Consider the following 25,111-nt stretch of genomic DNA (forward strand, 5'->3'; position numbering starts at 1 on the left):
AAAATAATGTCCGATATTATTAAAAAGCCTCTCACAATTATAGGCATTAGCCGTTAAAAAGACAAGCATATAAAAAACTGCCGCTGCTTTCCGAGCGACAGTTAATTTATCTTTTCAAGATTCACAAGACAATCATACAAGGTGCTGCCAAGTCCATTATCAGATTCCCGACTCGATGTTAGATTATTAACAGAGCCGCCAAAACTTTTCCAAATGCCCTCATCGATATTAATGGTATTAGGATGTACCTTTGGAAGAATCGAAATATAACCTTTCACTTCACCACGAATATTCCATACTCTCACAAAATCACCATTCTTTAAGTGTTTATCCGCTGCAATATTTTCGGCAACTTCGACCTTTAACTCAGGAGCTTTAGGGAAAAGGTGGTAGTTTTGTGAATGGTTGGACCTTAAGGGATGGATGGTTAATAGGTTATAAGGAAATTTCTCAGCGAGTTCCGGATTACTCCATTTAGATTCTTCTGGAACAGCTAATTTCAGCTTACCTTCATCACCCTTACTCATCGAAGTGAACTCATATTTTCCAGAAGGGGTTTTGAATTGAAAATCACTCCACGGAATGGGTTTTACTGGCAGTTCCAGTGTATGCCTTTCCTTAAGCTGATCTAAGGTCATTCCCTTTTCTGCTAATGATTGCAGCGCCATACCCAGCCACTGTTCTCTTGAATAGTTAAAATCATCACCAAATCCTAGTCTTTCAGCAAGCTGTGTCCATATCCATAAATCAGACTTTGCTTCTCCAGGAGCTGAAACCAGTTTCGGACCATAATTGACGTAATGATGATACATAGAAGAATAATAAAAATCATCTTCCTCAAAAGAGGTGGTAGTTGGCAGGATATAATCGGCCAAACGAGCTGTATCTGTCATAAATTGTTCGACCACCACGAGTGTGGAAACGGAAGAAAATGCTTTTTCTACAATCGACGAATCTGGGACCTGTGTCAATGGATTGCCGCAAGTGACGAAAATCATTTTGATTTCAGGGTCGACTGCAGCCAGCACTTCCTCTGCTTGCTTCATAATCGAAAACTCCCTGTGGCTGCTTTTCCTGCTGCCCAAGGTTAAATTAGCGACATCAAAGCTTTGCCCCACTTGGAGGTTGGCAAAATTTGCACCCCCACCAGAAATTCCAATATTTCCACTTATAGCCACAAGGGCATCAATCAAGCGGATGGTATTTCCGCCATTTTTATAGCGCTGTAATCCAAGTCCCATGAAGGTAGAGGTTGGACGATCCGCAAAAACCTCTGCTAAAAATTGAATGGTTTCAATCGGAACCTCGGTCATTTTACTTACCTTCTCCAGTGAAATACTAGCAATCAGTTTCTTTACATCACGAAAGCCATGTGTATGTTGATCGATAAAATCCCGATCCTCTAACCCTAATCGGAGAATTTCCTTGATAATACCTGCAGCTAATAAACCGTCCATTCCAGGTTTTACGGAAATATACTTATCTGCTATTTTTGCAGTAGCGTTAAATAGAGGATCAATAACAAGTATTTTTGCCCCTCTTTTCTTTGCTTCTAGGAGCATTTCGTAAAAGTGCATGTTGGTCCGCGCTACATTTCTTCCCCAAATGATGATGTTTTTACTATGTAAAACATCATTCGGTTCATGCCCGTAAGCATCACCAAAATCCCATTTTTGTGCCTCAATGCCAGCACCCCAGCATAAGGAACCATAGATTTCCGTGACACCGCCATAACGATTAAAAAATCGCTGGTCTAGATTTTTTAGTATCCCGTTGTTGGCATAATCGTGACTGTGAAGGACCGCAGTGGAACCATATTGGTCTTTAATTTCCTTTAACTTAAGGGCTAACTCATCAAGAGCCTGATCCCATGAAATTTGTTTAAATTCACCGTTCACTTTTTTTAAGGGATGAAGAAGTCTCTCAGGAGAATTAGTCCTTGTTTCTAGCATTCTACCTCTTCCACAAATTTTTCCCTTTGTAATTGGGTGGGAAGGATCACCTTCCACTTTTATTATTTTATTATTCTCTACCGTTACGTGAAAACCACAGCTATCCCAACAATTTAAGGGACACGCCGATTTTAGAATTTCAGCCAATTTCCCCACCCCCTTAAAACGATCCATAATTAATTAAGAATAATATATTTACTCAAAAAAAAGAAGCAAGAACTACTGTTCATGCTTCACCAATATTTTCTTCATTTTCCGTGAAAATTCACGTCTTGGAATCATAACGCTATGTTCGCAGCCCTCGCATTTAATCCGAATGTCCATCCCCATACGAATTATTTTCCACCGATTTGTCCCACATGGATGCTGCTTTTTCATTTCTACGACATCATTTAACCCAAACTCTTTTTCTTCCATTGAATTCCTCTCCTTTAAACACTAGGTTCATTAACGTTTCCAGAATTCTTTGAGTACATGACCATACGTGGATATGGTATTTCAATTCCATGTTCATCTAAACATTGTTTAATATCGCTCTTAATTTTCCTTGAAACACCTGCATGCTTCATCGGCAATGTTTCCGCAACAATTCTCAATACAACCTCTGATGGTCCTAAGGTTTGAACACCTAAAAGCTCGGGTGCTTTTGTTAATTCTTCGTATTGATCCGGCATTTTCTCAAGTAATTCCTTAATTACCTTTTCCGTTTTTTCAATATCCTCTTCATAAGCAACAGATACATCAATAATTGCAAGGCTATTATTTAAAGAGAAATTTGTTACCTGAATGATACTTCCATTCGGCAGAATGTGGACTTCTCCTGTCCAACTTTTTAACTTTGTTGTTCGTAAACCAATGGTGTGAACCGTTCCTTCAAATTGGTCAATTCGAACATGATCCCCTACAGAAAATTGATCCTCAAAAATGATAAAGAAACCACTGATCACATCTTTAACAAGACTTTGTGCTCCAAAACCAACTGCGAGGCCAACAACCCCTGCACCAGCTATCAGCGCTTTTACATCAATCGTTAGGACAGAAAGAATCATCATAAAGGAAATAAAATAAACAACATATGTAAGCACATTATCCAGAAGTTTTGATAATGTTTCTTCTCTGCGTTCTGAAGTCTTTAGGGGCGAACGAGTTCTTATTTTAAAAACATTGTCAATGGCGATACTGCCTAATTTTATTAGAATTTTGGCAACAATCATAATAGCAATGATTTTAAGTACACCTTCTCCAATTGTCAGCCAAGTATCTTCATTTTGGAATTTATCGATAAATCGGTTAATAATCGAACTCATTGGAACACCCTTCCTCACTACCTAGATGAATTACACTTATTTTATCAATTTTTCTATGTAGTTTATAGTATTGTGATTTATTCGTTTTTTCAATAGGAATATCTTTTATTCATACGTATAGATTTTCTAAATTTTCCGTATACTGTTAAAAAGTGTTGCAACGCGAGGAGTGGACTTATGAATCTGAAGCCTAGTTTCTTTGATAGGAGGACCAATACACAACGAATTATCCATGATGATTTTCAAGCAGTTGAAAATCTAGCAATGGAATTACTTAAGTTTTTACCCAAGGCGTCGCAACAATCCATCGTGTTTGTTTGTATTGGAACTGACCGTTCAACTGGGGATTCATTAGGACCACTTGTAGGGTCATTTTTAGAGGAAAAAGATATTCCTCACTTTCATGTGTACGGTACATTAGATGAGCCTATTCATGCTGTTAATCTTGATGAACGGCTGAGAGAAATAACAATCAAACATCATGACCCCTATATCATCGGTATTGATGCCTGTCTAGGAAGAATGAAAAATGTCGGGGTCATCCAAGTAGCTGACGGTCCTGTTAAACCAGGTGCTGGAGTAAACAAGGAGCTTCCTGCTGTCGGTGATATCCATATCACTGGAATCGTTAACGTGAGTGGCTTTATGGAGTTTTTTGTTTTACAAAACACCCGACTTAATCTAGTGATGAAAATGGCAAAAACAATCGCAAATGGAATCTATCAGGCGAGCATTCTCCATTCAAAGGGACGGCTGCAGGATTTAGCCCAAGAACAGAAAAAGTCAAATTAAAGAGCAATTGGGTCTACTCCCAATTGCTCTTTCTTGCAGATAATGTAAATTTTTCAAAAATATTGATGATATTGATAAAGAATTGTTACCATAATCGTGGTTACGAGAATAGCAGGGAGGAGGTTGGCAACCTTTATTTTTACTAAGCCGGTTAGATTTAGCCCGATGGCAAAAATCATCACTCCACCTGTTGCAGTCATTTCAACGATAAATTGATCCATTAACATTTGTGGAATAAATCGGTCAATCTGGGTGGCGAATAATGCAATCAGCCCTTGATAAAGCATAACAGGAATCGCAGAAAAAATAACACCGACTCCAAGGGTAGATGTTAATATAATCGATGTGAATCCATCTATGAGCCCTTTTGTATATAAAATATCATGGTCCCCACGGATACCACTATCAAGTGCTCCAATGATTGCCATAGCTCCAATTACAAAGATTAAAGTTGCTGTAACAAATCCTTCTGAGATACTGCCTTTTCCAGTAGATCCTATTCCCAAAGAACCAATTTTCTTTTCCAGCCAAAACCCCAATTGATTTAACTTTTCCTCTAATTGCATGAGTTCCCCAATAACGGCTCCCATCACCAAACTTATAATCACAATCAGGAAATTTTCGCTTTTCAGGCCCATCTGTAAGCCGAGCACAATCACCGACAATCCAATGGCATACATGACCGTTGTTTTCATGCTTTCTGGAATTCGATGCAAAAGCTTTCCAATTAAGGTACCAATGATGATTAAAACCCCGTTAACAAGCGTCCCTAATAAAAACATCTGCTATTCACCTATTCTTCGAATCTCGAAATTTATAATAGTATTAACCTATCATGTTTTACCAGCAAAGAAAAGGTATTTATTTAGAAAAAAAATAAACCATCCCATTGATGGTTTAAAGTGATTCTTCCTGATCCAGCATTTCTAAAATTCGTTCTAAATCCTCTTTTGAGAAAAACTCAATCTCAATTTTACCCTTGTTTTTGGATTGTTTAATACTTACGGTTGTACCAAAACGTTCACGGAGGGAGTGTTCCCGCTCCTGAATAAATACATCCTTTTTCTTTTCGGGCTTTTTTGTTTCACGTGGAACATTATCATTTAATTGCTGAATAAGTTTCTCCAATTGGCGAACGTTCAATGATTCCTGAGTGATTTTATCCACTAGAGCGGGCAGCTTTGCCTTTTGGCGAAGACCCAAAAGTGCACGGCCATGGCCCATAGAAATTTTCCCATTGGAAATCAATTCTTGAATCTTAACAGGGAGGGAGAGCAGCCGGATATGATTCGCTACATGCGGACGACTTTTCCCTAAACGCTTTGCCACCTCTTCTTGGGTGAATTTTAACTTTTCCATTAACGTTTGGTAAGCTTGTCCCTCTTCAATCGGGTTCAAGTCCTCACGCTGCAGGTTTTCCAATACTGCTAATTCCATCATTTGCTGTTCTGTTAACTCTCTAACAACGGCTGGTACAGTTTCTAGCTTTGCTTCTTTTGCTGCTCGAAAGCGTCTTTCTCCGACAACAATTTCATAGCCTTTAATGCTTTTTCTCACTACAAGAGGCTGGAGGATTCCATGCTCTAGGATTGATGCTTTTAACTCATCAATCGCCTCTTGCTGGAAGGTTTTCCTAGGCTGGTAAGGATTAGGACGTAATTCCTTCACACTAATTTCTTGGACAGTCTCTTCCTTACCAGCTTCGATATTTGTAAAAAAAGCATTGATGCCTTTTTTACCTAGACCTTTAGCCATTTGAGACCACTTCCTTTGCTAAATCTAAATAAACTTCTGCCCCGCGGGATTTCGAATCATACGTAATAATTGGTTCGCCATGGCTTGGTGCTTCACTTAGACGTACATTTCTGGGAATAATGGTTTTATATACTTTGTCTTGAAAGTACTTCTTAACTTCTTCTATGACTTGAATGCCCAAATTGGTTCTGGCATCGAGCATTGTTAATAATACACCTTCTATTTTCAAGTCTTGATTTAAGTGTTTTTGTACTAGACGGACAGTGTTTAATAATTGACTTAAACCTTCTAAAGCATAATACTCACATTGAACAGGAATTAAAACCGAATCAGAAGCAGTCAAGGAGTTGAGTGTTAATAATCCTAATGAAGGCGGACAATCGATAATAATATAATCAAATTGATCTTTGACTTCTTCAAGAGCACGTTTTAAACGTACCTCTCTTGAAATAGTAGGAACAAGCTCGATTTCCGCTCCCGCTAGCTGTATCGTAGCAGGAATGGCATATAAATTTTCAACAGATGTTGATTTTATAACATCCTTTGCTTCGACATCATCTACTAAAACATCATAGATGCACTGTTCTACATCTGCCTTATCAATACCAATTCCGCTCGTTGCATTCCCTTGAGGGTCAATGTCTACTAATAAAACCTTTTTCCCAATGTATGCTAAGCAGGCGCCTAGATTGACAGAGGTTGTTGTCTTTCCAACTCCGCCTTTTTGATTCGCGATTGCAATGGTTTTGCCCACGATGTCACCTACCCTTGTTTCAAATAAAATATTTAAATTCTAGTAAAAATAACTAGTTTACTTGTCAGTCTAGCAAGCGAAACTAGTAATGTAATTTTTCCATTCTATGTTATTTTATCATGAAACTGATTTATTGTTATTTTTTTTCAAAAAATATTGATGACGATTAAACGTAATGGCCTCCATTATTTTACACAGACTCATTTCTTACATAAAAAAATAAAAACCAAACTACAAAGAAGTCTGGTCCCATTTTGTGAATATTTTATTTTTTCTTTGGAATTTTTATGGTAAATTGATAATACTCTTCAAACTCTTCTTCTTGCGCATCGAGATTAATTCCGTTATCGGACACCATGGTTAATGATTGTCGAATGGTGTTTACAGCAATTCTCATGTCTTTGCTGAAGGCCTTCCGTTTTGGCTTTGGTTTTTGATTTTTTTCTTCGAGCATCCGTGCAACTCTATCTTCTGTTTGCTTTACATTAAAATTTTTTTCAATAATATCTTGTAAAAGCAAAACCTGCTTCTCTGGATCTTTCAGCGGAATAAGTGCCCTGGCATGTCTCTCAGTTATTTCTTTTTTTAACAAGGATTCTTGGATGGGCTGTGGCAGCTTTAGAAGCCTGAGCTTATTAGCTACTGTCGACTGACCTTTTCCGAGACGCTGAGCTAGCGCTTCTTGCGTTAAGTTATGCAGCTCGAGCAGCTTTCCATAAGCAATAGCCTCTTCAATTGGCGATAGCTCTTCCCGTTGTAAATTTTCAATTAAAGCAACCGAAGCAGTTTCTGTATCTGAATAATTTTTTATGATTGCAGGTGCTTCATCCCAGCCAAGCTTCTTCATTGCCCGAAAGCGGCGTTCCCCGGCAATAATTTCATATTTCCCATCAAACTGTCGGACCACAATTGGCTGAATGATTCCGTGTGTATGGATTGTTCGTGATAATTCCTCTATTTTTTCATCATCAAATACGGTTCGAGGCTGAAAACGGTTTGGAACAATACTTTCAATCGGAATCTTTTTAATTTCTTCATTTTTAACAACATCTAGATTTTGTTCTAGCTCTTGTTCTAGCTCATTTTCAAGCTCTATTTCCAACTCAACCTTTTGATCTCCCTTTTCGCCGAGGCCAAAAAAGCGTGAAAACGAATTCTTCATCCCCAACACCACCTTTACGAAACTCCCTTTTACTAATTCGCTGTCTATCCGTTTTCTTCCTGCCAAATCCGCTGTTTTATTTAAGCTCTTTTCTTAAACTTTGTTGCCTTTGGGAACAAAACTTAATGATTGTGCTAAATTTCTGTAGAAATTAGCACAATTTAATAAGAAAAGAGCCTGCAAACTATATTCTAAAGTGCAAAATAGCTATTTCCACGTTAAAATCGGCTTTAAGATTTTAACAACAATCATTACGTAAGCAGCCTTTATTTTAACAAATATATCCGCCTATTCAATCGGCATTTTGCCAGGTGTTCCTGGTTTTCGCGGATATTTTTTGGGCGTTTGTTTTTCCTTTTTAATCACAAGAATATTTCTTTCACTTTCTTCCATCGGCAAAATAAACGTAAACTGCTTTTCTAGTTTTCCACCAAGTGTTGTGATTGCCTTCTGTCCAACGGCTAATTCATCATTCGCATGAGCCGCCTTCATTGCTATGAAATGTCCGCCAACTTTTACAAGCGGCAGGCAAAGCTCACTAAGAACAGACATTCTAGCGACCGCACGAGCAGTAACCAGGTCGTAGGACTCCCGGTGGGATGGATTCACCCCAAAGGTTTCAGCGCGGTCGTGAATGAAATGGACTTTATCCAATTTTAATACATTTGCTAAATGATTTAAAAAGGAAATTCGCTTATTTAATGAATCAACGATGGTTACCTCTAAGTGAGGAAAAGCAATTTTTAAAGGAATACTTGGAAATCCTGCACCTGCACCTACATCACAAAGATGAAGAGGCTGTGTAAAGTCAAAGTAAAAAGCAGCAGATATCGAATCATAGAAATGTTTTAAATAAACATCACTTTGGTCAGTAATTGCCGTTAGGTTCATTTTTTCATTCCACTCAACCAAGGTATGGAGGTACTTCTCAAATTGATCTAGCTGCTCCTCGTTAAGGGTAATGCCCTTTTCAAGAAGCATAGCTTTGAATTGTTCGATGTTCATCAGCAAAACTTCCTCTTTTTTTCTAAAATTATAGGCTATGTTAAATTAATTAGGCTGTTGATTTGCGCTCCAGGCGCGAGCGGTTCGCGGGCTCGGCCGTTCTTCCCGCAGGAGTCGAGCCCCTTCCGCTCCAATCAACAGGTTCTAAATTCAACAATATCCTTTATCACAGCCATATTATAAATTACTCGTTTTAGCTATTCTTCCTTGTTCTAAATAAATAAGGAGTATCGAGATATCAGCAGGATTTACACCAGAGATTCTTGAAGCCTGAGCAAGGGATAACGGTTTGATTTGTTTTAAATTTTGCTTTGCTTCATTTGCAAGTCCTGATATGGAGTCATAATCAATATTCTCAGGTATTTTCTTATTCTCCATTTTCTTTAAGCGTTCAACCTGTTGGAGTGACTTTTCAATGTATCCTTCATATTTAATTTGAATTTCAACCTGTTCTTTTATATCTTGGTCTAATTCCACATCACTAGGTGATATTGTTTCAATATGTGCATAAGTCATCTCTGGTCGTTTCAATAAATCTCCAGCAAGGATTCCATCCTTCAGCTCACTGCCGCCTGTACTTCTGATTAGCTCTTGAACTTCTGCGGAAGGTTTTAATCTGACTGTTGAAAGTCTTTCTTTTTCTGCCTCAACTGCCGCCTTTTTTGTTAAAAATCTCTGATAACGCTCATCTGGTATAAGACCAATGGAATGACCAATTTCCGTTAACCTTAAGTCTGCATTATCATGGCGTAAGAGAAGACGATATTCTGCTCTAGAAGTTAACAAACGGTATGGTTCAGATGTCCCTTTTGTAATTAAATCATCAATTAATACACCAATATAGGCATCGGAACGGCTAAGAATTAACGGATCTTTCCCTAGGGCACTCAAGCCAGCATTGATTCCAGCCATAATACCTTGTCCCGCTGCTTCTTCATATCCTGAGGTTCCGTTAATTTGGCCAGCAGTAAAGAGGTTTTTTACCATCTTCGTTTCTAGCGTCGGCCATAGCTGGGTCGGATTAATGGCATCGTACTCAATCGCGTATCCAGCCCTCATCATTTGTGCATTTTCCAATCCTGGAACGGTTTTGATGAGTTGCTGTTGAACATCTTCAGGCAGACTGGTTGATAATCCTTGAACATAAACCTCTTGTGTTTTTCTTCCTTCCGGTTCGAGGAAAATTTGGTGACGTGGTTTATCATTAAATCGGACCACTTTATCTTCAATAGACGGACAGTAACGCGGACCCGTCCCTTTTATCATTCCCGAATACATGGGTGAACGATGGAGGTTTTGGTCAATCAACGTATGTGTTTGTTCATTTGTGTATGTTAACCAGCATGGAAGCTGATCAGTAATATATTTAGTTGTTTCATATGAGAACGATCTCGGCTCTTCATCACCAGGCTGAATCTCTGTTTTGCTATAATCAATCGTTTTACTATTTACACGCGGCGGAGTTCCTGTTTTAAAACGAACCAACTCAAATCCAAGTTCTTCTAAATGCTCAGATAATTTTATAGATGGCTGTTGATTATTAGGACCACTTGAATACTTCAATTCTCCGAGGATAATTTCACCACGAAGATACGTACCGGTCGTAATAACAACTGTTTTTGCACGGTAAATAGCGCCTGTTTTTGTAATAACCCCAACACAGACGCCGTTTTCAACGATTAATCTCTCAACCATCCCTTGAAGGAGTGTCAGATTTGGAGTATTTTCAATTGTATTTTTCATTTCAGACTGGTACTCAACTTTATCTGCTTGCGCCCGCAGTGCACGGACTGCAGGACCCTTCCCAGTATTCAACATTCTCATTTGTATATGTGTTTTATCTATATTTCTTCCCATTTCGCCGCCAAGTGCGTCTATTTCCCGGACAACAATCCCTTTTGCCGGTCCACCGATTGATGGGTTACATGGCATAAATGCCACCATGTCGAGGTTAATGGAAAGCATTAATGTTTTTGCACCTATACGTGCAGCCGCAAGGCCAGCCTCACAGCCAGCATGACCAGCCCCAATAACCACAACATCAAAAGTACCTGCTTCGTATGACATCTCTTTCACCTCTTTCTAAATTTATGTCTATCTCCAGCGCCTAGCCAGTTTTCATCCTGAATAGACTTCTTCGTTTATCTTGCGAGAAGCGTTAGCTTTGAGCAGCTCGAGGTCACTTCGGACCAACCGAAGAAGTCAAAGTGCGCGACTTCTCCGCCTGGTCCTCCAGCGCTTGTCGGGGCTGAACGAGGCGCTTCCGCTTTTCTATTTTCCTAAACAGAACTGTGAAAACAACTGGTCGATTAAGCTTTCGTGAACACTTTCACCGATGACTTCGCCAAGCAATTCCCACGTTCTTGTAATGTCAATTTGTACAATATCAATTGGAGTTCCCATTTCAACTCCATCAATCGCTTCTTCTATCGTATGCAAACTTTGCCCTATTAAAGCAATATGGCGGGTATTCGATAGATAGGTCATATCACCAGCGTCAATGGACCCTGCGAAAAATAAGGAGGATATCGCCTCTTCAAGCTCATCAACGCCGCGATCTTCTAATAATGAGGTGGTGACGATTTTATGCTCAGAAGCTAATTCCTTTACACGGTCCATATCAATTTGCTGCGCGAGGTCCGTCTTATTAACGATAACGATAACATCCATCCCTGCAACAGCTTCAAAAAGGTTTTCATCTTCTTTTGTAAATTTGTCGGCATGATTTAACACCAACAAGATTAAATCTGCTTCTTTTAATACCTGCCTAGACTTTTCTACGCCAATGCGTTCAACAATATCTTCCGTTTCTCTTATTCCTGCCGTATCTAGGAGTCTAAGCGGCACCCCACGAACATTAACATATTCTTCAATGACATCACGGGTTGTCCCAGGAATATCCGTGACAATTGCTTTATTCTCCTGAACAAGACTATTTAATAACGATGATTTCCCAACATTCGGACGTCCCACAATCACCGTTGAAAGACCTTCACGTAGAATTTTCCCTTGCTGAGAAGTTTGTAACAATTTCCTCAATTCATCTCGAACATAAGTAGCCTTTTCCAATAACATTTTATGCGTCATTTCTTCAACATCGTCATATTCCGGATAATCTATATTTACTTCGACATGCGCGAGTATCTCTAATATTTCTTGGCGCAGTCCCCTTATTAATTTTGATAATCGACCTTCCATTTGCCCTAGGGCGACATTCATAGCCCGATCTGTTTTTGCCCGAATTAAATCCATTACTGCTTCTGCCTGAGATAAATCAATCCGTCCGTTTAAAAACGCTCGCTTTGTGAATTCACCTGGTTCGGCAAGTCTAGCACCATGCGCTAATACATGCTGCAAAACCCGATTCACAGAAACAATTCCACCGTGACAATTTATTTCAACTACATCCTCTTTTGTAAAAGTTTTTGGTCCCTTCATGACCGATACCATTACTTCTTCGATCACTTGTTCATCCTTAGGATTAATTAAATGTCCATAATGTATCGTATGAGTTGGTACTTCAATCAACCTTTTACCACCGATGCTCCGAAAAATTAAATCCGCAATTTTAATGGAATCATCGCCACTCAATCGTACTATTGCAATTGCTCCCTCACCCATTGGTGTCGATATAGCAGCTATCGTATCAAATTCCATTACTTTCACCACTCTTTATAAAAATATATAAGATGAGTATTTTTTTACTCCAAATTATTAGAATATCACATCTGTTCTTGTCTAAATACAAAAAATACTTATAAATAAATTATCCACAACCAAAAAAATGTCCACGTATTATTTTAACTTATCCACATGTGAATAACAATAAAACAAGAGATTTCATATATTTGTTATAAACAGGGACTTTTTATCTATTTTACTACACACAAAAAAAGACACCCATGGAATGGATGTCTTTTACTCGTATTATTTGACTGGTGAAATAACAATATGTCGGTGTGGGTCAGAACCATCTGAAAAAGTTTTCACTCGTTTATTGTCGGATAAAGCTGTGTGAATGACTTTACGCTCGTATGAAGGCATTGGTTCCAATGCGACATCCTTCCCTGTTTTTACAGCCTTTAGGGCGAGGCGATGGGCTAATTGGAATAGCGTATCATTTCTCCGATTTCGGTAATCCTCTGCATCCAAGATAACGGTTAGATACTGATCAGAAAAGCGATTGATGATTAACTGCGTCAAATATTGCAGTGAATTCAATGTTTGTCCTCTCTTACCAATCAAGAGAGCAATCTTTTCTCCGGACAAAACGAAATGTACCTGTTTGCCATCACGTTTTATCTCTATACTGACAGGGGCTCCCATTTGTTCACTTACCTGAAGCAGAAACTTCTTTGCCTCATCAATTGGATCAATGATCACCGTAACCTTAACAACAGCAGGGCGAGAACCAAAAATTCCAAAAATGCCCCTTTTTCCTTCATCAATTATGGCTACATCAGTGCGGTCTTTTGTTGTATTTAATTGAGCTAAAGCTGATTGCACTGCTTCTTCGACAGTTTGTCCGGTAGCAGTTACTTGTTTCACTTTTTTGCTCCTCCCGCTTTACCGGCGACTGCATTCTTTCTTAGGTCCGGTCCTTTAATGAAGTAAGTTTGTGCGATCATAAAAATATTACCAACTACCCAATACAAGGAAAGGGCTGCTGGGAAATTGAAAGCAAAAATAACAATCATAATCGGCATCATCCAAAGCATCATCGCCATTTGCGGATTATGCTCCTGTCCGGCCATCATCAATTTTTGCTGAATAAATGTTGTGATGCCTGCAATAATCGGCAGGATATAAAACGGATCCTTATCACCAAGATCAAACCACAAAAAGCTATGATCAGCAATTTCTCTTGTTCTTGAAATCGCATGGTAAAAACCAATTAAGATTGGCATTTGTACGATTAAAGGGAAACATCCAGCCATTGGGTTAACACCGTGCTTTTGAAAAATAGCCATTGTTTCCTGCTGCAGTTTTTGTTGTGTTTTTTGATCTTTTGAACTGTACTTTTCTCGAAGAGCCTTCATTTCTGGCTGCAAGGCCTGCATTGCTTTAGAGCTTCTTGTCTGCTTAATCATTAGCGGCAAAATAGCCAATCGTATTAAAAGTGTTACGACAATCAATGAAAACCCAAAGCTTCCGCCTAGTACTTCTGCACCCTTCACAATCACCCAAGAAAGTGGATATACGATATACTCATTCCAAAACCCTGTACTTTCTGCACTAATCGGTTTATTTATTTCCGTACATCCTGTTAAAAACAAAAAGACTGAAACAATGCCAAGCAAAAGTAATATTCGTTTTTTCAACCTGAATTTTCCTCCTTGAATAATACATATACTCTATTTAAGTTGAAGCTTTTAATAAATATATCCATATGGAATAGTTCATTGGTATTTTACCATCTTTTAGAATAATTTGTCTCTTAAATTTATGACGAATACCTCTTTATTTTGACAAACTATCGTTTCTTTAAAACCTTTCCAACCTTAAAGACATGAGTTAAACTTTTTTTCACCTCAAAAAAGTCCATTTCAGCTGCAGGCTTCCTAGCAATTATCACATAATCATTCCCTGGAGCAAGTAAATCAGATAATTCGAAAACAGCTTGTCTTATGTATCGTTTAATTTGATTTCTAGTTACAGCATTTCCAATCTTCTTGCTCACAGAAAGGCCAATTCGAAAATAGTCCTGATCTGCTTTCTCGAGACTATAGACAACAAATTGTCGATTCGCAAAGGATTGCCCCTTTTGAAATGCCTCTTGAATTTCTTTATTCTTCTTCACACGTAATTCTTTCTTCATAGAAAACACCTTCCATCTACACAAAAACTTTTCCACTCTGAAAGATATTTATTAGAAAAAAGACCACTGATGTTTCAGTGGCCTAAGCTGATAATACTTTTCTTCCTTTTAGACGACGGCGTGCTAGAACTTTACGTCCGTTAGCTGAGCTCATACGACTGCGGAAACCGTGAACTTTACTATGTTTACGTTTATTTGGTTGATATGTTCTTTTCATTATAAGACACCTCCCTGAGGAATAGCTGTTAAAGACAGTCTAACTTATTATAAAGAGTGACCCTCACATTGTCAACCACTCATACAATATTGTTCCCTCATTAACAATTTTTTTACACCAAGATGTTTTTAGTTAATAAATTTTTTATCAATCCAATTGCCTAGCAAAATTCTACCTGTGGATATTTTTTTCGACATTTTTTTCGCTACTTCACAAGATATTGACAGTTTTTACACAGGATACACTACTTGTGGACAAGTTTTAATCACATCTTGTCACAGTTGTGGATAAACTAAGAAAAGGCATTGCACCTCTGCGTTTTATTTGGTATCATATTTGTGTTTTCACTCTGAATAACTACGTCTAATAAAATTGTTATCCACAAACTGTGGATAAGTTGTGGACAAGTTATTCAAGTGTACTGCAGAAACTTGTCCACAAGCGGTGGATATTGTCGAAACTCCACTTTATTTCCTATATTATGTTTTTCCACAACCATTGTTTCGTATATTTATAAATTAGTAGGTTGTACAGCTTGTATAATGTTGTTTTACACGGAACTTTTGTCCATTTTGATATAAGGATGCGTGCTAAGGATACTTCACAACTCTTTGTGAAAAAATACTTTATATATGGAGTTAGACGAAAAACAAAACTGCAAAGTGCATTTCATTAATAGATAGAAAAAAAGAAAAAAGGAGGGACAACCGTTGGAGAATATTGCGGATCTTTGGAATGCTGCTCTTGCCAATATTGAGAAAAAGATTAGCAAGCCTAGTTTTGACACCTGGCTGAAGTCCACAAAGGCCCATTCCCTTCAAGGCAATCTACTCGTGATCACAGCTCCTAATGAATTTGCACGTGATTGGCTCGAGGAGCGCTATTCCCAGTTAATCTCTGGTATTCTTTATGAAATTACTGGAGAAGAGCTATCTGTAAAGTTCATTATTCCGCAAAATCAAAAAGAAGAAGACTCACATTTGCTTACGCCTGCTAAAAAGGCAAAGAAAGAGGATGACCAGCATGAGTTTCCTCAAAACATTTTAAATCCAAAGTACCTGTTTGATACGTTTGTTATTGGTTCAGGTAACCGGTTTGCTCATGCAGCTTCCCTTGCGGTCGCGGAAGCACCTGCAAAAGCCTACAATCCCTTATTTATCTATGGGGGTGTTGGTTTAGGCAAAACACACTTAATGCATGCCATCGGTCATTATGTTTTAGAGCATAAACCTAATGCAAAGGTTGTTTATTTATCTTCAGAGAAATTCACAAATGAATTTATTAATTCTATTCGTGATAATAAAGCTGTAGAATTCCGCAATAAATATCGAAACGTCGATGTGCTGCTAATAGATGATATTCAATTCTTAGCCGGAAAAGAATCGACACAAGAGGAATTTTTCCATACTTTTAATACTCTTCATGAAGAAAGCAAACAAATCGTCATCTCAAGTGACCGGCCTCCAAGGGAAATTCCCACACTTGAGGACCGCTTACGTTCACGCTTTGAATGGGGATTAATCACGGATATAACTCCGCCAGATTTAGAAACGCGCATTGCGATTCTTAGAAAAAAAGCTAGGGCGGAAGGATTGGATATACCAAATGAGGTCATGCTTTATATCGCCAACCAAATCGATACAAATATCAGAGAGCTTGAGGGAGCTTTAATTCGTGTAGTTGCCTATTCTTCCCTAATCAATAAAGATATTAACGCAGATTTAGCATCAGAGGCCTTAAAAGATATCATTCCGAGTTCAAAGCCTAAAGTAATCACCATTCTTGATATCCAAAGGACTGTCGGCGAACACTTTAGTGTTAAGCTCGAGGATTTCAAAGCTAAGAAACGCACGAGATCTGTAGCATTCCCTCGACAGATAGCTATGTATTTATCACGGGAATTAACTGATTATTCATTGCCTAAAATAGGAGAAGAATTTGGCGGCAGAGATCATACCACAGTCATCCATGCTCATGAAAAGATTTCTAAGCTCTTGCAAACTGATCTTCAGCTGCAAAGGCAAATGAAGGAGATAAATGAGTTGTTGAAAGTTTAAATAAATTGTGAATAACTTGCACCTATTTACACACAGTTTGTCCACATGTGGATAGACTGTGTTTCCATGACGAAAAATAAGTTATCCACATATCAACAGGCCCTACTAGTACTTCTACTGTTTTTTCTTTAAAAAACTTATTATTATATGTTTAAGAAATTCCATTTATGCATACTAAGAATAAAAATTTGCTAGGAGGATTATGAAATGAGATTTATCATCCAACGGGACCGCCTCGTTCAAAGTGTCCAAGATGTAATGAAGGCCGTCACATCCAGAACGACCATTCCCATTTTGACAGGAATTAAAATTACAGCTAGCAGCGAAGGCGTTACCCTAACAGGAAGTGATTCGGATATTTCAATTGAATCATTTATACCAAATGAGGAAGCTGGAAACGAAATCGTTGAGATTAAACAAAGTGGTTCTATTGTCCTTCAAGCAAAGTTTTTTAGTGAGATTGTTAAAAAATTGCCTACAGATAGTGTTGAAATTGAAGTACTAGGATCCTTACAAACCGTTATTCGTTCTGGAAAATCAGAATTCAATTTAAACGGTCTTGATGCAGAGGAATACCCTCACCTCCCACAAATAGAGGAAAATAATAAATTTCACATTGCCACTGATTTATTAAAAACCATGATACGGCAAACCTTTTTCGCAGTGTCCACCTCAGAAACACGCCCTATCTTGACAGGTGTAAACTGGAAGGTCGAAAATGGCGAATTAAACTGTATTGCAACAGATAGTCACCGACTAGCTTTAAGAAAGGCAAAAATTGAAACGGAAAATAATGAAAGCTACAATGTAGTCATTCCAGGTAAGAGTTTGAATGAACTTAGTAAAATTATTGATGATTCCAATGAATTAATTGATATTGTGATTACCGAAAATCAAATTTTGTTTAAAGCAAAACATTTATTGTTTTTCTCAAGATTGTTAGAAGGAAATTATCCTGATACATCTAGACTTATTCCGAATGAAAGTAAAACAGATTTAATTGTTAATACAAAGGATTTCCTCCATGCGATTGATCGAGCTTCGCTGCTTGCACGAGAAGGAAGAAACAATGTAGTAAAACTTTCTACAATTGATGGAGGTGTGATTGAAATTTCCTCAAATACCCCTGAAGTTGGTAAAGTTGTTGAAGAGATTCAAAGCCAATCCATTGATGGTGAAGAACTAAAGATTTCCTTCAGCGCTAAATATATGATGGATGCATTAAAAGCACTTGAAGGTACAGATATAAGAGTAAGTTTTACTGGTGCCATGCGCCCATTTGTTATTAAGCCGCTGCACGATGAAACTACCTTACAGTTGATTTTGCCAGTTAGAACTTACTAAGATAAAACACACAAATGGTCACCATGTTTTTGGTGACTTTCTTTATTTATTCTTTTTTAGTAAAATAAAGTATTGAGACCATTTTAGAAATGAGTGATAAACATTGCCTGAAAAAATAAAGCTTGATACAGATTTTATTACGTTAGGACAATTTCTTAAATTAGCTGAAGTCATCCAATCTGGTGGAATGGCTAAATGGTTTTTAAGTGAAAACGATATTTTTATTAATGGTGAACAAGATCAAAGAAGAGGAAGAAAGCTCCGAGCAGGAGATGAAATCCAAATTCCTGGTTTTGGGGAGTTTTTGATTACGAGTAACTAAAGGGTTGTGTCGTTTTCATGTATATTGAACAGTTAGCACTAAGAAATTATCGAAATTACGAGAGCCTATCGGTTGAATTTGAGAATAAAGTAAATGTGATTCTTGGGGAAAATGCACAGGGGAAGACAAATGTGATGGAGTCTATCTATGTTTTAGCAATGGCAAAATCCCATCGAACCTCAAATGATAAAGATCTTATTCGTTGGGACCAAGAGTATGCTAAAATAGAGGGTAGAGTTCAAAAACAATACAGTTCATTGCCTTTACAATTAATTATTTCAAAAAAAGGCAAGAAGGCAAAATGTAATCACATGGAACAGCGAAAGTTAAGCCAATATGTTGGGAACATGAATGTGGTTATGTTTGCACCTGAGGATCTTAATTTAGTTAAAGGCAGTCCGCAGATTAGACGGCGGTTTATTGATATGGAGATTGGACAGGTTTCACCCATTTATTTACATGATATAAGTCAATATCAAAAAATACTTCAACAGCGCAACCATTTTCTAAAAATGCTACAAATAAAAAAACAGACTGATCAAACTATGCTTGAAATTCTTACAGAACAGTTTATTGAAATGGCTGTAAAGATAATTTCAAAAAGATTTGAATTCCTTTATTTGCTAGAAAATTGGGCAAAGCCTATTCATAAAGGAATCTCTAGAGGGCTGGAATCATTGAAAATTGTCTATAAACCATCTGTTGATGTATTAGAAGATCAAGATTTGTCGAAAATGAAAGCATGCTTTGAGGAAAAATTTAGTAAAGTCAGAATGAGGGAAATAGAGCGGGGAACCACACTATTTGGACCTCATCGTGATGATTTGTTGTTTTTTGTCAATGATAGGGATGTCTCAACATTTGGGTCACAGGGTCAGCAAAGAACAACTGCACTTTCTGTTAAGCTTGCCGAAATTGAATTAATTCATTCAGAAATCCGTGAATATCCAATCTTACTTCTTGACGATGTGTTGTCAGAATTAGATGATTATCGTCAGTCACACTTGCTTAACACCATTCAAGGTAAAGTCCAAACATTTGTTACAACAACGAGTGTAGAGGGCATCCATCACCAAACATTAAAAGAGGCATCAACTTTTGATGTAGAATCCGGTTTTATCAATAAAGTGAATTGAGGTGGAAGTGTGTATATTCATGTCGGGGAAGATTTGAATATCAGGGCGAAAGATATTATCGCCATTCTTGATAAAGGGTGTGTAAATTCTTCAAATTCAGTCGAAGAGTTTTTAAACCAGCATAGCGAAAAGCTCGTTAACCTTTCAAAAAACCCCTTTAAATCAGTCGTGATTACATACGATAAGGTTTATTTATCCCCAATCTCTTCCGGAACGTTAAAGAAACGTTCAAATCAAAAGGAAATACAGGAATATTAAAATTATTATCTTACATTTTATGTTAATAGAGTATTTTTTCAATGAAAGTGCGGGTGAACTATATTGACAATGGAACAAAAATTAGTCCAGGAAGAAGAATATGGTGCAGATCAGATACAAGTCCTTGAAGGTCTCGAGGCTGTTAGGAAAAGACCTGGTATGTATATTGGTTCAACCAGTGGAAAGGGCCTTCATCATCTTGTTTGGGAAATTGTAGATAACAGTATTGATGAGGCTTTGGCTGGTTATTGTGATGAGATAAATGTCATCATTGAAGAAGATAACAGTATAACGGTTAAAGATAACGGTCGTGGTATTCCTGTCGGAATTCAAGAAAAGATGGGCAGACCTGCAGTTGAGGTTATTATGACTGTGCTCCACGCTGGGGGTAAATTTGGCGGCGGAGGATATAAGGTTTCTGGTGGTCTTCATGGTGTAGGTGCATCAGTTGTTAATGCCCTTTCGAGTAATTTAGAAGTTTATGTACACCTTGATGGTAATATACATGAAATTAAATTTGAACGTGGAGCGGTAGTTAAAGAATTAGAGGTAATTGGAACTACCGACAAAACGGGTACGATTACTCACTTTAAACCGGATAGTGAAATTTTTACTGAAACATTGGAATACGAGTATGATATTCTGGCAACTCGTCTGCGTGAACTAGCATTCTTAAATCGTGCAATTAAAATCACGATTGAGGATAAGCGTGTTGAAAATAAAAAGAATGAGTATTACTACGAAGGCGGAATTAAATCGTATGTCGAGCATTTAAACCGCACTAAAGAGGTCATTCATGACGAACCAATCTTTCTTGAGGGAGAACGCGATGGAATTAGCGTTGAAGTCGCCCTTCAATACAATGAGGGATACACTGAAAGTATTTACTCATTTGCTAATAACATCCACACGTATGAAGGTGGAACTCATGAATCAGGCTTTAAAACAGGTTTAACTCGAGTTATTAACGATTACGCTAGGAAAAATGGCTTAATTAAAGAGAATGATACGAATCTAACTGGTGAAGATGTTCGCGAGGGTTTAACGGCAATTGTCTCAATAAAACATCCGGATCCTCAATTCGAAGGACAAACAAAAACAAAGCTAGGAAATTCTGAGGTTAGGACCATTACTGATTCATTATTTTCTAGTCATTTTGATAAATTTTTATTAGAAAATCCATCAGTAGCAAGAAAAATTGTTGAAAAAGGTCTAATGGCTGCTAGAGCAAGGATGGCTGCAAAGAAGGCAAGAGAGCTAACACGACGTAAAAGTGCTTTAGAAGTTTCTAGCTTACCCGGGAAATTAGCAGATTGTTCTTCAAAGGATCCTTCTATTAGTGAATTGTATATCGTTGAGGGTGATTCGGCGGGTGGTTCAGCAAAACAAGGCCGTGACCGTCATTTCCAAGCTATTCTGCCATTAAGAGGGAAAATACTTAATGTTGAGAAGGCACGTTTAGATAGAATTCTCTCTAATAATGAGGTTCGCTCCATGATAACTGCAATCGGAACAGGTATTGGAGAAGATTTCGATATTGCTAAAGCTAGATACCATAAAATCGTTATTATGACAGATGCGGATGTTGATGGTGCTCATATTCGAACACTCCTTTTAACTTTCTTTTACCGTTATATCCGAAAAATTTTAGAAGCTGGCTATGTCTATATTGCCCAGCCTCCATTATATAAAGTACAACAAGGTAAAAAAATCAGGTATGCGTATGATGAAAAAGAACTGAATCAAATATTCGCAGAGCTGCCAAGTCAGCCGAAGCCTAATATCCAACGTTATAAAGGGTTAGGTGAAATGAATCCTGAACAATTATGGGAAACGACCATGGATCCTTCTACTAGAACGATGCTTCAGGTTAGTCTAGAAGATGCGATTGAAGCAGATGAGACATTTGAAATGTTAATGGGTGACAAAGTAGAACCACGCCGTAACTTCATAGAAGCAAACGCACAATACGTAAAGAATTTAGATATATAAAGAAAAGCGGAGGCGGCTCGTTCAGGGAAAAAAAGCAGTTCATTTTTTCCTAGGGGCGACAAGCATAAGTCGCCCTCTGTAAAAAGGCGGTTTTTGCCTTCTTACAGGGGGTGCTTATGACCGAGGAAAAAGCGTTTTTCTTTTTCCCTCGAGCCCCTAGCCGCCGGAGCTGGACATAAAGAAAAGCCTATATAGAAAGGGATAGCGGGATTACCACTATCCTCCTTTTTTCGTTTATATAGATTTCATTGGATGACATTTCAAAGCAGATTGTCACCAAAATAGGAGGTACTAAAATGGCCGAAACACCAAATTCTCAAGTGAAAGAAATTAATATCAGTCATGAAATGAAAACATCGTTTCTTGACTATGCAATGAGTGTTATTGTTTCACGTGCCCTTCCAGATGTTCGAGATGGATTAAAACCAGTCCACCGCCGTATTTTATACGCTATGCATGATCTTGGAATCCATGCTGATAAACCTTATAAAAAATCAGCTCGTATCGTTGGCGATGTAATCGGTAAATATCACCCACATGGCGATTCAGCCGTATATGAAACCATGGTACGTATGGCGCAGGATTTTAACTACCGATATATGCTGGTAGATGGTCATGGGAACTTTGGTTCTGTAGACGGTGATTCAGCAGCAGCTATGCGTTATACAGAATCGAGAATGTCTAAAATCTCGATGGAATTATTAAGAGATTTAAACAAAGATACGATTGATTTTCAAGATAACTATGATGGTGAGGAAAGAGAGCCAGCCGTTTTACCAGCGAGATTTCCCAACCTTTTAGTTAACGGTTCTTCAGGAATTGCTGTTGGTATGGCTACTAATATTCCACCGCACCAGCTCGGCGAGATTATTGATGGCGTATTAGCCATTTCTCGTGATCCAGAAATAACGATTCAAGAGTTAATGGAAATCATTCCAGGTCCGGATTTTCCAACCGGTGGTATCATCATGGGGCGAAGCGGTATTCGTAAGGCATACGAAACGGGCAGAGGGTCCATAACAATTCGCGGAAAAGTAGAAATTGAAACAAAATCAAATGGAAAAGAAGTTATCATTGTTAATGAGCTACCATACCAAGTAAATAAAGCGAAATTAGTTGAAAGAATTGCAGAATTACATCGTGATAAAAAAATAGAAGGCATTACAGATTTAAGAGATGAGTCAGATCGCAAAGGGATGCGAGTCGTTATTGAGGTGCGTAAAGATGCGAATGCGAATGTCCTCTTAAATAACTTATATAAACAAACATCACTTCAAACTAGCTTTGGGATCAATACATTAGCTCTTGTAAACGGACATCCAAAAGTATTAAATCTTAAACAATGTTTGGTCTATTATTTAGACCATCAAATCGTGGTTATTCGTAGAAGGACAGAGTTTGAGTTACGTAAAGCAGAAGCACGAGCTCATATTTTAGATGGTTTAAGGATTGCTTTGGATAATCTGGATGCAGTCATTAGTTTAATTCGAGGCTCACAGACAACGGATATTGCCCGCGAGGGTTTAATGACACAATTCAACCTTTCTGAAAAACAAGCACAAGCCATTCTGGACATGCGCTTGCAACGTTTAACCGGTTTGGAAAGAGAAAAAATTGAGGAAGAATATCAAAGCTTAGTAAAGCTGATTGCAGAATTAAAGGCAATTTTAGCTGACGAAGAAAAGGTTTTAGAAATCATCCGCGAAGAATTAACGGAAATCAAAGAGCGCTTTAATGATAAGCGCCGTACAGAAATCCAAACGGGTGGAATTGAAAATATTGAAGATGAAGATCTCATTCCACGTGAAAATATTGTTATAACGTTAACACATAATGGCTATATTAAACGTCTCCCAGTTTCGACTTATCGTGCCCAAAAGAGAGGCGGTCGCGGTATTCAAGGAATGGGAACGAATGAAGACGACTTTGTCGAACATTTGATTACGACTTCTACACACGATACGATTCTTTTCTTTACGAACAAAGGAAAGGTTTATCGTTCAAAGGGCTATGAAATCCCTGAATACAGTCGCACGGCTAAAGGCCTGCCAATTATAAATCTCCTTGGAGTGGAAAAGGGAGAATGGGTTAATGCTATCATTCCAGTTGAGGAATTTGTGGATGACTGGTTCTTATTCTTTACTACAAAAGAGGGAATTTCTAAGCGCTCACCTTTAACATCATTTGCACATATTCGTAACAATGGTCTAATCGCCTTGAATCTCCGTGAAGGTGATGAACTGATTTCTGTCCGTATGACTGATGGAACAAAGCATATGATCATTGGGACTAAAAAGGGTATGCTAATTCGTTTCCCAGAAACGGATGTGCGATCTATGGGAAGAACTGCAACCGGAGTGAAAGGAATTACCTTAGATAGTGATGATGAGGTAGTTGGAATGGAAGTACTTGAGGAAAATAACAGCGTCCTAATTGTTACTAAGAACGGATTTGGTAAGCGTACACCAGCTGAAGAGTACCGCATTCAAGGTAGAGGCGGTAAAGGTATAAAAACATGCCATGTTACTGAAAAAAATGGATCCTTAGTATCCGTAAGAGCTGTAACTGGTGAAGAAGATTTAATGTTAATTACTACAGGTGGAGTCCTCATTCGAATCGATGTTGCTGGCATTTCGACAATGGGTCGAAACACTCAAGGTGTTAAATTAATAAGCATTAAAGGTGATGAACACGATTATGTTGCGACTGTTGCCAAGGTAGAAAAGGAAGAAGAAGTTTCAGAAGAAACAGATGAAACTGATGTTATTGAAGGCATAGAGAGCACAGAAGTAATCGATGGAACGGAAGAAGAAAACGCAGGAGATGAGCTTAATCCTGAAGATGATTCTTCTGACACATCTACTGAAGAATAAATAATTTTAAAGTGGAGCACCTTAGGGTGTTCCACTTTTTTAATTTAATGCTTCCGTTTTACTAAATTTCTCTTGATTGATTGTAATAATGCTGGTATACTCATTTGAGTCGACAAGGATTTGTTAGTAACACATAGTAATTAGCAAATAAACGTTGACATTCATCATAACAAATGTTACATTAGTAAAGTCGCTTCTAGGTGATAGAGGAAATTTGATCTTTGAAAACTAAACAAACAAGAACGTCAACAAACAATTTTTTAGCTTTTTTTAAAAAGCTAAGCCAACGTAACAAATTGAGCTATATCAACTTTCTTGGAGAGTTTGATCCTGGCTCAGGACGAACGCTGGCGGCGTGCCTAATACA

At 38.0% G+C, this 25,111-nt stretch carries 22 protein-coding genes; 8 read left to right on the forward strand and 14 right to left on the reverse strand.

Annotated elements, in window-relative coordinates; genetic code table 11:
• Positions 1-101 precede the first annotated feature (101 nt).
• The 3 genes from J2Y03_RS19040 to J2Y03_RS19050 all read right to left on the reverse strand — a co-directional run bounded on the left by J2Y03_RS19040 (position 102) and on the right by J2Y03_RS19050 (position 3,259).
• Positions 102-2,099 carry a molybdopterin-dependent oxidoreductase gene (locus tag J2Y03_RS19040; RefSeq protein ID WP_396954224.1) on the reverse strand — a complete coding sequence of 666 codons (1,998 nt, stop codon included), beginning with the start codon at positions 2,097-2,099 and terminating at the stop codon, positions 102-104.
• Between the two features lie 72 nt (positions 2,100-2,171).
• A complete protein-coding gene (locus J2Y03_RS19045; protein ID WP_045519309.1) occupies positions 2,172-2,369 on the reverse strand; it encodes a DUF951 domain-containing protein in 198 nt (65 codons plus the stop codon).
• Positions 2,370-2,383: 14 nt separating this feature from the next.
• Positions 2,384-3,259, reverse strand: a complete 876-nt coding sequence (locus J2Y03_RS19050; RefSeq protein ID WP_132087305.1) for a mechanosensitive ion channel family protein — start codon at positions 3,257-3,259, stop codon at positions 2,384-2,386.
• Positions 3,260-3,436: 177 nt separating this feature from the next.
• Between J2Y03_RS19050 and yyaC the strand changes: the two genes are divergently transcribed.
• Positions 3,437-4,051, forward strand: a complete 615-nt coding sequence (gene yyaC, locus J2Y03_RS19055) for a spore protease YyaC (protein ID WP_132087302.1) — start codon at positions 3,437-3,439, stop codon at positions 4,049-4,051.
• Between the two features lie 53 nt (positions 4,052-4,104).
• Here yyaC and J2Y03_RS19060 read toward each other — a convergent pair whose 3' ends face one another.
• The 11 genes from J2Y03_RS19060 to rpmH all read right to left on the reverse strand — a co-directional run bounded on the left by J2Y03_RS19060 (position 4,105) and on the right by rpmH (position 14,762).
• Positions 4,105-4,833 carry a DUF554 domain-containing protein gene (locus tag J2Y03_RS19060; RefSeq protein ID WP_310196834.1) on the reverse strand — a complete coding sequence of 243 codons (729 nt, stop codon included), beginning with the start codon at positions 4,831-4,833 and terminating at the stop codon, positions 4,105-4,107.
• A gap of 115 nt (positions 4,834-4,948) precedes the next feature.
• Complete coding sequence (locus J2Y03_RS19065; protein ID WP_310196839.1) at positions 4,949-5,806, reverse strand: ParB/RepB/Spo0J family partition protein; 858 nt, start codon at positions 5,804-5,806, stop codon at positions 4,949-4,951.
• The gene (locus J2Y03_RS19070) at positions 5,799-6,560 is read right to left on the reverse strand and encodes a ParA family protein (RefSeq protein ID WP_132087294.1); all 762 of its coding nucleotides are present in this window, start codon (positions 6,558-6,560) and stop codon (positions 5,799-5,801) included. The genes J2Y03_RS19065 and J2Y03_RS19070 overlap by 8 nt, the downstream gene beginning before the upstream one ends.
• Positions 6,561-6,825: 265 nt before the next feature.
• A complete protein-coding gene (gene noc / locus J2Y03_RS19075) occupies positions 6,826-7,722 on the reverse strand; it encodes a nucleoid occlusion protein (protein WP_310196844.1) in 897 nt (298 codons plus the stop codon).
• Between the two features lie 288 nt (positions 7,723-8,010).
• Complete coding sequence (gene rsmG / locus J2Y03_RS19080) at positions 8,011-8,727, reverse strand: 16S rRNA (guanine(527)-N(7))-methyltransferase RsmG (RefSeq protein WP_310196846.1); 717 nt, start codon at positions 8,725-8,727, stop codon at positions 8,011-8,013.
• Positions 8,728-8,904: 177 nt separating this feature from the next.
• Positions 8,905-10,794, reverse strand: coding sequence for a tRNA uridine-5-carboxymethylaminomethyl(34) synthesis enzyme MnmG (mnmG, locus tag J2Y03_RS19085; RefSeq protein ID WP_310196849.1), 1,890 nt, complete (start codon positions 10,792-10,794; stop codon positions 8,905-8,907).
• Between the two features lie 204 nt (positions 10,795-10,998).
• Positions 10,999-12,384: a tRNA uridine-5-carboxymethylaminomethyl(34) synthesis GTPase MnmE gene (mnmE, locus tag J2Y03_RS19090; protein ID WP_310196852.1), complete on the reverse strand. Its 1,386-nt coding sequence runs from the start codon at positions 12,382-12,384 to the stop codon at positions 10,999-11,001.
• A 270-nt stretch (positions 12,385-12,654) separates the two neighbouring features.
• The gene (jag, locus tag J2Y03_RS19095; protein WP_310196855.1) at positions 12,655-13,275 is read right to left on the reverse strand and encodes an RNA-binding cell elongation regulator Jag/EloR; all 621 of its coding nucleotides are present in this window, start codon (positions 13,273-13,275) and stop codon (positions 12,655-12,657) included.
• The gene (spoIIIJ, locus tag J2Y03_RS19100; protein ID WP_310196857.1) at positions 13,272-14,048 is read right to left on the reverse strand and encodes a YidC family membrane integrase SpoIIIJ; all 777 of its coding nucleotides are present in this window, start codon (positions 14,046-14,048) and stop codon (positions 13,272-13,274) included. Before spoIIIJ ends, jag begins: the two co-directional genes overlap by 4 nt.
• A 152-nt stretch (positions 14,049-14,200) precedes the next feature.
• Positions 14,201-14,545 (reverse strand): ribonuclease P protein component, encoded by a 345-nt coding sequence (gene rnpA, locus J2Y03_RS19105; RefSeq protein ID WP_310196860.1) that lies wholly within the window; start codon positions 14,543-14,545, stop codon positions 14,201-14,203.
• Positions 14,546-14,627: 82 nt separating this feature from the next.
• Positions 14,628-14,762 carry a 50S ribosomal protein L34 gene (gene rpmH / locus J2Y03_RS19110; protein WP_007084526.1) on the reverse strand — a complete coding sequence of 45 codons (135 nt, stop codon included), beginning with the start codon at positions 14,760-14,762 and terminating at the stop codon, positions 14,628-14,630.
• A 710-nt stretch (positions 14,763-15,472) separates the two neighbouring features.
• Between rpmH and dnaA the strand changes: the two genes are divergently transcribed.
• The 7 genes from dnaA to gyrA all read left to right on the forward strand — a co-directional run bounded on the left by dnaA (position 15,473) and on the right by gyrA (position 24,744).
• The gene (gene dnaA / locus J2Y03_RS19115) at positions 15,473-16,819 is read left to right on the forward strand and encodes a chromosomal replication initiator protein DnaA (RefSeq protein WP_132087269.1); all 1,347 of its coding nucleotides are present in this window, start codon (positions 15,473-15,475) and stop codon (positions 16,817-16,819) included.
• Between the two features lie 207 nt (positions 16,820-17,026).
• Positions 17,027-18,163 (forward strand): DNA polymerase III subunit beta, encoded by a 1,137-nt coding sequence (gene dnaN, locus J2Y03_RS19120; protein ID WP_310196862.1) that lies wholly within the window; start codon positions 17,027-17,029, stop codon positions 18,161-18,163.
• Between the two features lie 103 nt (positions 18,164-18,266).
• Complete coding sequence (gene yaaA, locus J2Y03_RS19125) at positions 18,267-18,485, forward strand: S4 domain-containing protein YaaA (protein ID WP_310196864.1); 219 nt, start codon at positions 18,267-18,269, stop codon at positions 18,483-18,485.
• A gap of 17 nt (positions 18,486-18,502) precedes the next feature.
• Complete coding sequence (gene recF / locus J2Y03_RS19130) at positions 18,503-19,621, forward strand: DNA replication/repair protein RecF (RefSeq protein WP_310196867.1); 1,119 nt, start codon at positions 18,503-18,505, stop codon at positions 19,619-19,621.
• 9 nt (positions 19,622-19,630) lie between these two features.
• Positions 19,631-19,879, forward strand: a complete 249-nt coding sequence (remB, locus tag J2Y03_RS19135) for an extracellular matrix regulator RemB (protein ID WP_132087257.1) — start codon at positions 19,631-19,633, stop codon at positions 19,877-19,879.
• A gap of 69 nt (positions 19,880-19,948) precedes the next feature.
• A complete protein-coding gene (gene gyrB / locus J2Y03_RS19140) occupies positions 19,949-21,871 on the forward strand; it encodes a DNA topoisomerase (ATP-hydrolyzing) subunit B (protein ID WP_310196871.1) in 1,923 nt (640 codons plus the stop codon).
• A gap of 296 nt (positions 21,872-22,167) precedes the next feature.
• Positions 22,168-24,744: a DNA gyrase subunit A gene (gene gyrA / locus J2Y03_RS19145; RefSeq protein ID WP_310196872.1), complete on the forward strand. Its 2,577-nt coding sequence runs from the start codon at positions 22,168-22,170 to the stop codon at positions 24,742-24,744.
• The last annotated feature ends 367 nt before the right edge of the window (positions 24,745-25,111 follow it).

Origin of the sequence: Neobacillus niacini (genome assembly GCF_031457145.1) — a bacterium.
Lineage (GTDB): Bacteria > Bacillota > Bacilli > Bacillales > Cytobacillaceae > Neobacillus > Neobacillus niacini_J.

What these genes read in the sequence shown, in the direction of transcription:
- J2Y03_RS19045 (WP_045519309.1), bottom strand. Translation starts at nt 2,369, where the DNA reads ATGGAAGAAAAAGAGTTTGGGTTAAATGATGTCGTAGAAATGAAAAAG.
- J2Y03_RS19050 (WP_132087305.1), bottom strand. Translation starts at nt 3,259, where the DNA reads ATGAGTTCGATTATTAACCGATTTATCGATAAATTCCAAAATGAAGAT.
- yyaC (WP_132087302.1), top strand. Translation starts at nt 3,437, where the DNA reads ATGAATCTGAAGCCTAGTTTCTTTGATAGGAGGACCAATACACAACGA.
- J2Y03_RS19060 (WP_310196834.1), bottom strand. Translation starts at nt 4,833, where the DNA reads ATGTTTTTATTAGGGACGCTTGTTAACGGGGTTTTAATCATCATTGGT.
- J2Y03_RS19065 (WP_310196839.1), bottom strand. Translation starts at nt 5,806, where the DNA reads ATGGCTAAAGGTCTAGGTAAAAAAGGCATCAATGCTTTTTTTACAAAT.
- noc (WP_310196844.1), bottom strand. Translation starts at nt 7,722, where the DNA reads ATGAAGAATTCGTTTTCACGCTTTTTTGGCCTCGGCGAAAAGGGAGAT.
- rsmG (WP_310196846.1), bottom strand. Translation starts at nt 8,727, where the DNA reads ATGAACATCGAACAATTCAAAGCTATGCTTCTTGAAAAGGGCATTACC.
- mnmG (WP_310196849.1), bottom strand. Translation starts at nt 10,794, where the DNA reads ATGTCATACGAAGCAGGTACTTTTGATGTTGTGGTTATTGGGGCTGGT.
- mnmE (WP_310196852.1), bottom strand. Translation starts at nt 12,384, where the DNA reads ATGGAATTTGATACGATAGCTGCTATATCGACACCAATGGGTGAGGGA.
- rnpA (WP_310196860.1), bottom strand. Translation starts at nt 14,545, where the DNA reads ATGAAGAAAGAATTACGTGTGAAGAAGAATAAAGAAATTCAAGAGGCA.
- rpmH (WP_007084526.1), bottom strand. Translation starts at nt 14,762, where the DNA reads ATGAAAAGAACATATCAACCAAATAAACGTAAACATAGTAAAGTTCAC.
- dnaN (WP_310196862.1), top strand. Translation starts at nt 17,027, where the DNA reads ATGAGATTTATCATCCAACGGGACCGCCTCGTTCAAAGTGTCCAAGAT.
- recF (WP_310196867.1), top strand. Translation starts at nt 18,503, where the DNA reads ATGTATATTGAACAGTTAGCACTAAGAAATTATCGAAATTACGAGAGC.
- gyrB (WP_310196871.1), top strand. Translation starts at nt 19,949, where the DNA reads ATGGAACAAAAATTAGTCCAGGAAGAAGAATATGGTGCAGATCAGATA.
- gyrA (WP_310196872.1), top strand. Translation starts at nt 22,168, where the DNA reads ATGGCCGAAACACCAAATTCTCAAGTGAAAGAAATTAATATCAGTCAT.